General features: G+C 37.6%; 9 protein-coding genes. 1 reads left to right on the top strand and 8 read right to left on the bottom strand.

Annotated elements, in window-relative coordinates:
- Positions 1-54: 54 nt before the first annotated feature.
- The 3 genes from larE to CHI06_RS13185 form a co-directional block, all read right to left on the bottom strand.
- Complete coding sequence (larE, locus tag CHI06_RS13195; protein WP_095249016.1) at positions 55-864, bottom strand: ATP-dependent sacrificial sulfur transferase LarE; 810 nt, start codon at positions 862-864, stop codon at positions 55-57.
- 266 nt (positions 865-1130) lie between these two features.
- Positions 1131-1901, bottom strand: coding sequence for an SDR family oxidoreductase (locus CHI06_RS13190; RefSeq protein ID WP_095249015.1), 771 nt, complete (start codon positions 1899-1901; stop codon positions 1131-1133).
- Positions 1902-1920: 19 nt separating this feature from the next.
- Entirely contained in the window at positions 1921-3189 is a 1269-nt protein-coding gene (locus tag CHI06_RS13185) for a lactate racemase domain-containing protein (RefSeq protein WP_095249014.1), read from the bottom strand.
- Positions 3190-3457: 268 nt separating this feature from the next.
- Here CHI06_RS13185 and CHI06_RS13180 point away from each other — a divergent pair, with 268 nt between their 5' ends.
- Positions 3458-4654, top strand: a complete 1197-nt coding sequence (locus CHI06_RS13180) for an ROK family protein (RefSeq protein ID WP_095249013.1) — start codon at positions 3458-3460, stop codon at positions 4652-4654.
- Between the two features lie 553 nt (positions 4655-5207).
- Here the strand turns inward: CHI06_RS13180 and CHI06_RS13175 are convergent.
- From CHI06_RS13175 to CHI06_RS13155, 5 genes are all read right to left on the bottom strand, one after another.
- Positions 5208-6683, bottom strand: coding sequence for an MFS transporter (locus CHI06_RS13175; RefSeq protein ID WP_095249012.1), 1476 nt, complete (start codon positions 6681-6683; stop codon positions 5208-5210).
- A gap of 408 nt (positions 6684-7091) precedes the next feature.
- Positions 7092-7952, bottom strand: coding sequence for a sugar phosphate isomerase/epimerase family protein (locus tag CHI06_RS13170; protein ID WP_095249011.1), 861 nt, complete (start codon positions 7950-7952; stop codon positions 7092-7094).
- Positions 7953-7954: 2 nt separating this feature from the next.
- Positions 7955-8959 (bottom strand): Gfo/Idh/MocA family protein, encoded by a 1005-nt coding sequence (locus tag CHI06_RS13165; RefSeq protein WP_095249010.1) that lies wholly within the window; start codon positions 8957-8959, stop codon positions 7955-7957.
- 84 nt (positions 8960-9043) lie between these two features.
- Positions 9044-10204 (bottom strand): Gfo/Idh/MocA family protein, encoded by a 1161-nt coding sequence (locus CHI06_RS13160; protein ID WP_179292613.1) that lies wholly within the window; start codon positions 10202-10204, stop codon positions 9044-9046.
- Between the two features lie 2 nt (positions 10205-10206).
- Positions 10207-11094 (bottom strand): sugar phosphate isomerase/epimerase family protein, encoded by an 888-nt coding sequence (locus CHI06_RS13155; RefSeq protein ID WP_095249008.1) that lies wholly within the window; start codon positions 11092-11094, stop codon positions 10207-10209.
- Between the last annotated feature and the right edge of the window lies 1 nt (position 11095).

Below are 11095 nucleotides of genomic sequence, written 5' to 3'. Positions count from 1 at the left end.
CAGAGTTCTAAAATCAACATTTACCTTTTAACACACCCTAATATTAAGTACTTACTAACCTAAATTAGATAGAACTTTATTCATACTGCCGCTCTTATATCCGAGTAGATCTAATGTTATATATTTATAGCCGTAATCTTGGAGCTCTTTGACAATCGAATCGTGATGTTCGAGAACGATCTTCATATCATTCGGCTCTACTTCAATCCTCGCAATTTCTTGATGCGTTCTAACCCGTACTTGACGAATATTCAAGCTCTTTAGGTAAGCTTCTGCTTTTTCAACCTTGGTCAGCTTTTCTTTTGTGATGTACTCTCCGTAAGCAATTCTTGAAGATAAACAAGCAAACGAAGGTTTATCCCAGGTTGGCAAATCAAACTGCTGTGAAAGCTCCCTTATTTCTTGTTTGAATAGGTTTGCTTCAAGCAATGGCCCGCGTATTCCCTTTTCCTTAGCCGCTTGCATACCTGGACGATGTTCGTTCATGTCGTCTGCAATCACACCATAGATAACATTATTAAAACCCTTTTCTTCCATTACCGGAATCAAATGATCAAATAAACTGCTTTTACAAAAATAGCATCGATTCTTATTATTCTCTGCGTAACCAGGAATCGCTAATTCAGAGGTTTCAATCACTTGGTGTTTGACTCCGATTCTTTCAGCTAATTCTTTTGCCTCTAAAAGCTCACTAGAGGGATAGGTTTCCGAGTCGGCTGTTACAGCAAGAACATGTTCTTCACCTAATGTTTCAACAGCTGCTTTTAATAAAAAAGTACTATCCACACCACCTGAGAATGCTACAACCACTGTTTCCATTTCTCGGAGAATCGACTGTAATTTCTTATATTTCTCTGTTAACATGGTCTACTCTCCTTTCCCCAAACATTTATAAAGGCTGTTTCCGTAAAGTTTGTTGTTAAAATCCTAAAGCCGATTTTAACGCGGAACAAACTATTTTGTGCTTGAAATTAAGTTTGCAAGCTCTTTTCTTACTATTGAAGGCTACACGCAATAATTTATAGCACATTCACGTGTTTAAATCTCCGAAAGCAACAAAGTTAAGAAAAGAGCTTTTAAAAGCCACCCACTATACAAGATATTGAGTGGCATAACGCTATATGTGTAAATTAAATTGTCATGGCTCCAAAACCGCCGTCTACTCGAATAAGAGCGCCAGTCACAAAGCTAGAAGCTTGTTCAGAGGCAAGGAATACTGTAGTGCCTTGAAGTTCTTCAGCCTCCCCAAAGCGTTCCATAGGAGTATGACCCATAATGGATGCAATTCTGTCTTTATCCAAAATTTTACGGTTTTGTTCTGCTGGGAAGAACCCTGGAATAATGGCATTGACACGAATCCCGCTTGTTGCAAATTCACGAGCTAGGAATTGAGTGACACTATTAAGTCCTGCTTTTGAAACAGAATACGTAAATACTCTTGATAAAGGAGTTGTAGAAGAAACGGATGAAATATTGATAATACTTCCTTTTCTTTCTTGCTCAATCATACGTTTAGCAAAGATCTGACAAGTCATGACAATACCTTTTAAGTTAATATCCATAATTTTATCGTACTCGTCCATATCTAATTCAAAAAATGGAGTTGGGCTGTTGGTGCCTGGTGCATTCAATAGAATATCCCAGCCGCCTGACCATTGTTCAATTTCATTTGCAACTTTAACCAAAGAATCCTTTGAACTAACATCTGCTTGGAATGCCTTGGCTTCCCCGCCATTTTCAATAATTTCTTTCACAACTGCTTCTGCTGTTTCTAAGTTACGGCCAACAATCGCTACTTTCGCACCGTGATCCGCCAAACCTTTTGCCATTGCTGAACCTAATACACCGTTACCGCCAACTGCTACCGCTGTTTTTCCTGTTAAATCGAATAAATTTTTCATATTTCAACTCTCCCTAGTTTTAAAATAAGTTTCCTTTTTCGTCAAATGGTAAGTCATATAGCTCTGAAGTCAGCTCCATATTTGGATGCTGTTTCACATAATCAATAAGAGCTTCAGATACTTCGATTTCACTTAACTCTAACGTATTTTTTATGCGGACCATTTTTACTTTGTTAAAATCTAAAATATTACTTGTTTTTACTGCCGCTTGTATCGCTTCACGATCATTTGGCAATGTAGTTGCGATTTTGGTTGGTGCTACAACTGTTGAAGTTAATCCATTGGCATAGGTTACTTCTAAATCCATCCTGTCCACTAAACGCTGCGTTGTAAAATCTGCCGTTCCCACGCCATTGGCATTTCCCTCTGTTTGCGGAGTTAAACCGAGCACGACCATTTTGTTAACATCTGGTCCTCCGTGCGCGTAAGGAGTAGGATATCGACCAGTAATATTAGGGTCCATACCATCACCCGAGATGTTCTTCCCAATTTGATCAATGACAAGGACTTCTAATTGTTCAAAGAAAAGCTTCGGTAATAATTCTTTCGCTTTTGCCTGAAGGTCTGCCTCTCGATTAATAATTTCTTCAGGAGATAGCACATCCACCACTGCGACCTTATCGAATGCGTTTTCTATCGTTGCCACACCAAAAAGAAATGGCTTTTTCTCCATAATCATTTTTGCCATCGCCGGCACGTTCTCTGCCATATATTTAAAGCCTAATTGATGACAAGCCTCGGCACCTCTTTGCTTACCCAAACCAATACTAATCATCTTCATAATGCCACTTTCAACGGGTCCGCGGAATGCAGTATGAGGTTTGATTCGATTGATCACAACAATACCATCTGCGTTTGCAGCATATTGATCAACATATACAGGTAAGCCATTAGGCAGTTCACCGATTTTTACCACTTCCATGGAAGAACGAATTTCACAGCCGACGCTTTCTTCCGTTACACCAAGATGAGCTAATACCTCACGCTGTCCCTCAGCTGTTGCACCACCATGACTGCCCATACTAGGTACAATAAAAGGCTTTGCTCCAAGTTCTTTTAGAAATTTAACGGTCACTGCAGTTAATTCCACGAGACGGTCTAGTCCCCTGCTTCCAACCGCTAAAGCAATTGCCATTCCAGGCTGAACCGATGCCCGAATATGCTCCTGCTGCAACTTCTCCATCAAAGCCTGTTCTAAATCATCAATTTTCTTATCATCAAATTTCACTTTCACTTTTGCCATTTTTGGCACTGGAATATCTTTTAATAAGTCCTGTAGAATACCCATTTATCCGTTTCACTCCTTTTCTACTTAAGTGTTCCTCAAGGGATATTATTCCATGTATTTACTTTTTTCTGTCAGATAAAAAAGTGTGTAATCCCTTTCAAAAGTAAATAAAAAAGATTTGTTTGGAAGATAATTTTAAAATAGTAATTTAATTTGTTTACCAAACAAACTAATTACCTGTATAATAACATTATGGATTATTTACGTCAATTGTTATGAACTGCAATTAACCATTTTTCATTAGAAATTAACCTAGGAGGTGCTTTATATGGTCACCGGAGATGCATCATTTATAAAAAAGATAAATCGATCATTAATCATTAGTAAAATAATTGAACACGGCCTTATATCTCGTGCAGATTTAGCAAAGATTACTGGCCTGAATAAAGCAACCATTTCAGTACAGGCAGCTGAATTATTAGCTGAGGAATTACTTATTGAAACTCAAGCTGAGCATAAGAACCTAGGCAGAAGACCTATTATGCTTTCGATTAACAAACAAGCAGGATTTGCGTTAGGAATTGACCTAGATAAGAATACTATTACTTTTACCTTATCTGATATCAGCGGTACTCCACTCGACACCCATTCAATCGTGATGGAAACGTCTGATTATGATTTGATTCTAAAATGGTTGGCAGAACAAATTACCATTTATAAAGAGAAATGTTCACATGCACGATATGGCTTAATCGGAGTAGTCATTGGAATACACGGAATCGTAAATAACGATGAAACCATCTATTTTGTACCTTACCATCAATGGCATAATAAAGATTTAAAAACTGACCTCCAAAATGAAACCGGTATCACTATCTTTGTGGAAAATAACGCTAACTTGTGTTCATTCGCTGAGATCGTTTATAAACATTATCAAAGTGAAAACTTATTATCTGTTAGTTTATATTCGGGAATTGGTCTAGGAATTATGGTAAATAGTAAATTACTTAAAGGCTGCGATGGCTATGCAGGCGAGATTGGCCATATGATTATCGTTCCAGATGGTCTTCCCTGCAGATGTGGAAATTTAGGATGCTGGGAACAATACGCCTCTGAATCGAGTTTTGTAAAAAAACTGTCTGAGAGTCATAACAATATAGAGGTAACCTATGAACACATCCATCAATGGTTCATAGAGCAGGATCCAGTCACCGATAGGTTAATGAAGGATTATATAAAGTTTCTATCATATGGACTTAACAATATTATCAACCTCTATAATCCAGAGATTTTAGTGATTAATAGTGAACTGCTTCGATTGTATCCGAATGCATTAGAAGAAATTAAAGCACATCTAACATCAACTGTGGGTCAATATCGGAAACTACAGATTTCAGAATTTGGTAAAAATGCTTGCAGTATGGGCGCTTGTGCCTTAGCAATTAAGAACTTTTTAGAAATTAAAGAGTTAAGCTTAGCTTTTGAAGAATCCAAAACTCAACATGAGTTTATCCCTCAATACTGAGGGCTTTTTTTCTTGTAAATGCTTTCCAAACATGTAAAACAATGAAAAAGCAAGAAAAACGAAGAAAATATAAGGAAATAGGCGCTGACACACGCTTTCACCAACATTGTTCTCGTTTTCATTGCCTTTGTTTCCGTTTTCACCAACATTGTGAAATGCGCCCCTATATTTGATAATAAGAGTATCAAATCACTGGGGGTTAAACACATGAAAAAGATTTTGTTAACATTAATTGAGAAGCTTGAGAAAAACGAGTACTTTCCATTTGATACACATGAACCAATTGTAACCAATTCACGTAAATAAACTGTGAATTGGTTTTTTTTATTAGGCTCTTTTCTTAAACATTATTGCATCTTTATCTTATAGCCCTTGTATTAGCTAAGTTTTGTTTCTACATTGCCTTGTAAGAAAAGAGCTTGCAAGCTTAATCTCAAGCACAAAATAGATTGTTCCACGTTAAAATCGGCTTTAGGATTTTAACAACAATTAACGAAAACAGCCTTATGCAATAAAACCCCAGCATTAGCCAGGGTTCCAAATTTCAACTAAATTAAATTGCAACTTTATTATCTTTTTTCCCATTTGCTTTCATTTCGGCAATACCAGATTGAATTTTTTCCATTTCTTTATGATCTAGTTTATAGAATTTCATTGCTGTAATGGATACTAACAAACATAGTGCTGGTAAACCGAATGCCAGTAATAAGGTTACAACAAACAATGGTGATGTTAAAGCTTCCCCAACCTCAGGGAATTTTTCTTTATAACCGATGATACCAACAATAGCACCTACAATTGTTGGAGCTAAAGATGAAACGAGCTGATCAATGAATGAGAAAATCGTGCCCATCATACCCGGTACATAACGACCTGATTTATGTGTTTCATAGTCCGAAACATCGGCAATCATAGGAACAACAAGTGTTGTTGGAATGCCTCCAAAGCCCAAGGCTAATGAATATAAGACTATGAAGAGAATAGTGGCAACACCGATATTAGAAAGTGAAACCGAAGCAGGATCAATGAATAAGAATAGAGCAATCAACCCCAAGAAGGAAAGCATCCCGATCCAGGCCGAAGTAACATAGGATTTCTTTAAACCTGTCTTTCTTGCAATTCCGACTACTAAGAAGGTGATCAATAATACTGGTACTAATGTAATAAGACCAATTTTTCCGCTTAATGCATAATCTCCTAGCAAAATACCAAACAGCATAACTCCGACTACGGAATAACGAAGAATACTAGTTGCTAGTTTATCAAAAGACGCCGAAAGAGATAGCATTTGTAATGGTCTGTTTCCTTTAATAACTCCCCAATATTCACGAAGAGTGGTTTGAGTTCCTTCTTCTGCTAAACCATAATATTCCTTCTTATCTTTTGACCAAATACCTACGATTGCTAGTACCGCAAATACTGCAGAAAGAAGAAGTCCATAACCATTTAATTCCGTAAACAAACCAAGATTAAACCCACCGTGCTTTGCCATTAGAACAGCAGAAACGTAAATTTGTCCGCCTGTGAAAAGTGCAGCATTATAAACTCCGTCAAAAATTGCATATAATGGGCGCTGCTTTGGATCATTAGTCAAAACCGTTTGTGCAGCCTTTGTCACACTTGTTTGTAATGAATAACCGATTTTGTTTACAATTAACATCGCCGTAAAGAAAAGAAATTGAGTAGACGTTGGTAAATGATGAGTTACATTATAGACCGCTAGTATAGTACCTGCTGAAATAATATTACCGATTACAATTAACGGGGTAAATTTTCCGAATTTCCCCTCTGTTTTATCAATGATAAAGCCAATTGCAGGATCGATTATCCCATCAAATAACCGCGCTGCCATTAATAGCGAACTTACCAACATTACTGCGAGTCCAGCTATTCCAGTTGCATAATAAGTGACAAAACCTAATATAAACAAATGAAGATTTGTTGAGGTATTATTTAATGTAAACAAGCCTATTTGCCATAATTTCGCTTTGTTGTATTGATTACTATTATCCACTTTAACATTTGACATGATTTCGCCCCCTAATAATTAACCGCTTTCATTCTTTTGAATATTGAAAAAATTATCTCCCCAATTATCCCCTGCTTATACCAATAAACCTTAGATTATCGAAAATTCACTACCCCTTTACTTGCCACTCCCTTCTATGAAAACCCTTTCATAACTAGATAAAAAAATATAAATTGCTAGTAAACTATTATTTAATTTTTTAATTAGTTTAATGAACTAATTATTAAATAAAGAATATCATCTCTACTTTCTGCAGTCAATAGTTTTTTAATTTTCTAAAAATTTCGTTGATAGAATACCTTTTTCTCTATAAAAATACACGTGTAAGTAATTACCTAGACTTAATTTTTCCAATGAAAAAAGGCAGTGAAACCCACTGCCTTTCTCGTCTTTATCTATTTCAATATATTAAAACCAGGCAGCGTAACCTAGATCTCTTAGGTGATTAGCGGAAACTTCCAGACATTCGAATGGGTCTCGTCCATAGGTATTATCTTGTTCTACCAAGAAATACTGGGCCCCACTCTCAAGACCTGCTTCTATAATTGCTTTAAGATCAAGGTTTCCTTCACCAAGTTCTGCAAATTCAATCGTATTCGTGAAGATGTGCATGAATTTGGCCATATCTTTGAAGTCGACTTCACTTAGATCCATCTGTCCAATTCGATAATCTTTCAAGTGCAATAATGAAATACGGCCCTTGTATTTTTTTACGAACTCCACAGGATTTTCGCCAGCTCTTTGGATCCAGTGAACATCTAACTCAAAACCAAGCTTAGTTGTGTTATTTTTAATTAGATCCAGCAAATATACACCATCATATTTTTGGAATTCCAAATGGTGTGTATGGTAATACAATTCAATTCCATGCTCAGCTAATCTATGGGCCAATCCTTCTGCTTTATCAATAAATTCCATGATTTTATCTTTATGTCCCATAACGGTTAAAGGCATCATACCGATGCGCAGGAAGTTACAGTTTAACGTCTTACAATCGCTTACAATTTTATCAAAATCGTTAGACAAGGTCTCGCCAGGCATGCCGGGCACCATTGGCTCAACCGCTGCAGATAACGCTGCAATTTTGATATCAAAGTCTTCACTCGCTCTTTTTAACTCGGCAACATTTTCAGTTGTCATGGGAATTTGCGATACTTCTACAGCTCCATAGCCAAGCTCTCTTACCTTTCTCATTGTTTCATATACACCGAGTTCTTCTACTTTGCCTTTTAGCATCATCATTTGAACGCCGATTTTACCTTTTTTCATGGTTATCCCTCCATCTTAATACTTTGTTTTGTCTCTGAAGAAAGTCGAATGGCATCAATCATTTGTATGGATACGAGAGCATCCTTTGCATGAACATAATTATCAGCGCCCTGTAAAATACAGGTATAGAATTGATTGATTGTTTTCGCATGGCTGGCACCGTAATAGAATTTCGATCCAGGCAGTTTAGCGTCTTCTACCAATTCTTCTTTTTTCCCCTCTTCATTTACTCCCATAAGAATGCTGTCTTTAATGATAAATTTACCTTTTTCAAGATAGACCTCAAGTTCGACACTGGAGTTCTCAGCATTAGCATTCGTTGAAAAGAATAATCCTTTTGCTCCGTTTTGGAAGAGAATATGTGCAGAGGCAGTGTCCTCTACTTCAATGCCATAATCCAATAATTGGTCTACTGAACCCTTTATTGATTCTATTTTTCCGCCTACAAGCTGTATCAAATCTAGGGTATGAAGGGATTGATTAATCATGGAACCGCCACCGGCAAACTCCATTTTTCCACGCCAAGGTTTCACATCATAATAAGCCTTCGGCCGATACCAAGACACCAAACCTTTTACCCCTGTGACCTTGCCATATTCGCCGCTCTTTAGAATCTCCTGAAGCATTTCAAACGACTCATTATAACGGTTTTGCAGACACACCCCGATTTTGACATCACTGTGGTCTTCCTCTAGTTTTACAAGTGCCTGTCCTTCTTCCGTGTTCAAGCCCAGCGGCTTTTCTTGAAAAACATGAACTCCCGCTTCTACACAATCTCTTGTTACAGGGTAGTGTAGATAGTGAGGCAGACAATTATGGACAACATCAAGGTTTTCTTTTTCAAGCATCTCGTGAAAATCCGTATAAAAGTTTACACCAGGTACAGAATCTTTTAATGACTCATCAAGATCACATACTGCCACTAACTCAGCATTTGGGTTAGCTTGTATAGCTGGAATATGAATTTTTGAAATATCTCCAAGTCCTATTACTGCTACTTTTAGCATCAGCCTATCCCCTTTGCAAACGAACTCATGGCATGACCGCTATGAGTTCGTTTGTTTGATTTATCTTTTTGAAAAGTTATTTGATTATTTTCTAACCGGGTACTTGCCTTCTTCTTCGATCTTTTTATTTAATTCTGCTAAAAATAGTTCTTCGTCAATTGGAAGCTCAACTTCTTTACCTAACCAGCTTGATAAGTGGATAGCGTTTGCCAAAGCAACTCCATTGATACCATCGCTTCCAGGTGCGACTAATGGTGTACCGTCTACGATATTTGCCGCGAAGTTCTCTAAAACAGCAATATGTTGGCCGCCCCATACACTTTCGAATACAATCTCTTCTGTGCTATAGATATCAGAAGTATCGCCACCCATGAAAATGCTCATGACATCTCTCATGTCCATCGTTGCATTCATTTCTGGCTCAGGCTTTTTAAGACGTTTGATGGTAATTTTTTTGCTGTCATCCACAACAATTTTCCCATTGTCACCTAAGATTTCAAAACGGTCTGTTCCAAGAACATCATGCGTACAAGTAACAAATACACCTGTTCCACCGTTTTCGTATTCAAAAACAGCTGTTACTTCATCTTCTACTGCGATATCACGTTGGTAGCCGTATTTAACAGTCGAAGAAACCTTTTTAGGCATGCCGCAAATCCATTGAAGTAAATCGATTTGGTGTGGTGCTTGGTTCACAAGGACACCACCGCCTTCGCCGCCCCATGTTGCTCTCCATTCACTTTGATTGTAGTAACCTTGTGGTCTCCACCATGTAGTAATCATCCAGTTTGTACGGCGGATACTGCCAATTTCACCACTATCAATTAGTTCTTTCAGTTTTTGATAAAGCGGGTTTGTTCTTTGGTTGAACATAATCGCATATGTTAGCTCTGGCTTTGTTGCCGCAAATTCATTTAGTTCTTTTACTTGTTTGGTATAAACACCTGCAGGCTTTTCAACCAATGCATGGATGTTTTTGCTCAATGCTTCGATTCCCATCTCTGGGTGAAGGTAATGCGGCACACATGTTACGACCGCATCAACGTCACCGCTCTCAAGCATTTCAGTATAGTTATCATAAAAAGGAACATCAGGATATTTTTCTGCTGCTACTGCCTTTTTTTCTGGGTCATTGTCACAAATTGCTCCAATCACCATGTTTTTAACTCTTCCTTCTGCTATGAATCCAGCGTATGCTCCACCTTGTGCTCCAAGTCCAATAATACCTAATCTTACTTGTTTCATAATTACTTCTCCTCGCTTTCGATTGTTTTAAGAATTTCTAAAAGTGCTTCATATTGAAGCTTGTAACCGCCGGCACCGTCCAGCCCTTTGTCGTCTTTTATGATCTCGGTCGCATCCTCAAGCTCTAAATCCTTTAGAGAATCAAAGAGAACGAGATGTGGCTCAAGGGTTAAAAAGCCTTTATAGCCGCTCTTAATAAACTGAGCTAAAATTTCTGGTATTTTCCCTTCTCCAGTTCCACAGACAACGTTTTGGCTATCAGATGTTACAGCATCCTTTATGTGTATATAAACAATCTCATCCTTTAAGAGATCGTAACACTCCTGTGTATCCTCACCGCACTGTACGAAATTAGCGAAGTCGAAAATCCCTTTAAAGTACGGAGAACCAACTTCTGTCAAAATCTCATGACAGCGTCTAGCAATATCTCCAAATATATCTTTTTCATTTTCATGAAGTAAAATCACATTATATTTTTCTGCAATTGCAGCATATTCCTTAAGCTTTCTAACCACTTCACCACGATATTGATCTGTATCCTCACCCTTAGGAATATAGAAGCTGAAGATTCGCATATATTTGCAATCGAGCAAGTGGCTAATTTGGCAAAGCGTGTCCAGCATATGCTTTTGTTTCGCAAAGCCTTCTTCATCATTGATGAATACTTTACCAATAGGTGAGCCAATGGAAGAAACACCAATTCCAGCTTTTTGCAGTCTTGGCTGTACGGTTTCTTTGATTTCATCAACAGTAAAATCACCAATATTTTTCCCATCAATGCCGCGTAACGAAATATATTTCATCCCTAAATTTGAGACAACCTCAAGCTGGGTATCAAATTCAGATGAAATTTCATCTGAAAATCCTGAAATTAATAAATCTTGATTCATT

It is taken from the genome of Bacillus sp. 7884-1 (assembly GCF_002272245.1).
Taxonomy (GTDB): Bacteria; Bacillota; Bacilli; order Bacillales; family Cytobacillaceae; genus Neobacillus.
Note: the sequence above shows the minus strand (reverse complement) of the source record. Positions and strands in the feature narration are given on the sequence as shown.

What these genes read in the sequence shown, in the direction of transcription:
- CHI06_RS13155 (WP_095249008.1), bottom strand. Translation starts at nt 11,094, where the DNA reads ATGAATCAAGATTTATTAATTTCAGGATTTTCAGATGAAATTTCATCT.
- CHI06_RS13185 (WP_095249014.1), bottom strand. Translation starts at nt 3,189, where the DNA reads ATGGGTATTCTACAGGACTTATTAAAAGATATTCCAGTGCCAAAAATG.
- CHI06_RS13170 (WP_095249011.1), bottom strand. Translation starts at nt 7,952, where the DNA reads ATGAAAAAAGGTAAAATCGGCGTTCAAATGATGATGCTAAAAGGCAAA.
- larE (WP_095249016.1), bottom strand. Translation starts at nt 864, where the DNA reads ATGTTAACAGAGAAATATAAGAAATTACAGTCGATTCTCCGAGAAATG.
- CHI06_RS13160 (WP_179292613.1), bottom strand. Translation starts at nt 10,204, where the DNA reads ATGAAACAAGTAAGATTAGGTATTATTGGACTTGGAGCACAAGGTGGA.
- CHI06_RS13190 (WP_095249015.1), bottom strand. Translation starts at nt 1,901, where the DNA reads ATGAAAAATTTATTCGATTTAACAGGAAAAACAGCGGTAGCAGTTGGC.
- CHI06_RS13175 (WP_095249012.1), bottom strand. Translation starts at nt 6,683, where the DNA reads ATGTCAAATGTTAAAGTGGATAATAGTAATCAATACAACAAAGCGAAA.
- CHI06_RS13180 (WP_095249013.1), top strand. Translation starts at nt 3,458, where the DNA reads ATGGTCACCGGAGATGCATCATTTATAAAAAAGATAAATCGATCATTA.
- CHI06_RS13165 (WP_095249010.1), bottom strand. Translation starts at nt 8,959, where the DNA reads ATGCTAAAAGTAGCAGTAATAGGACTTGGAGATATTTCAAAAATTCAT.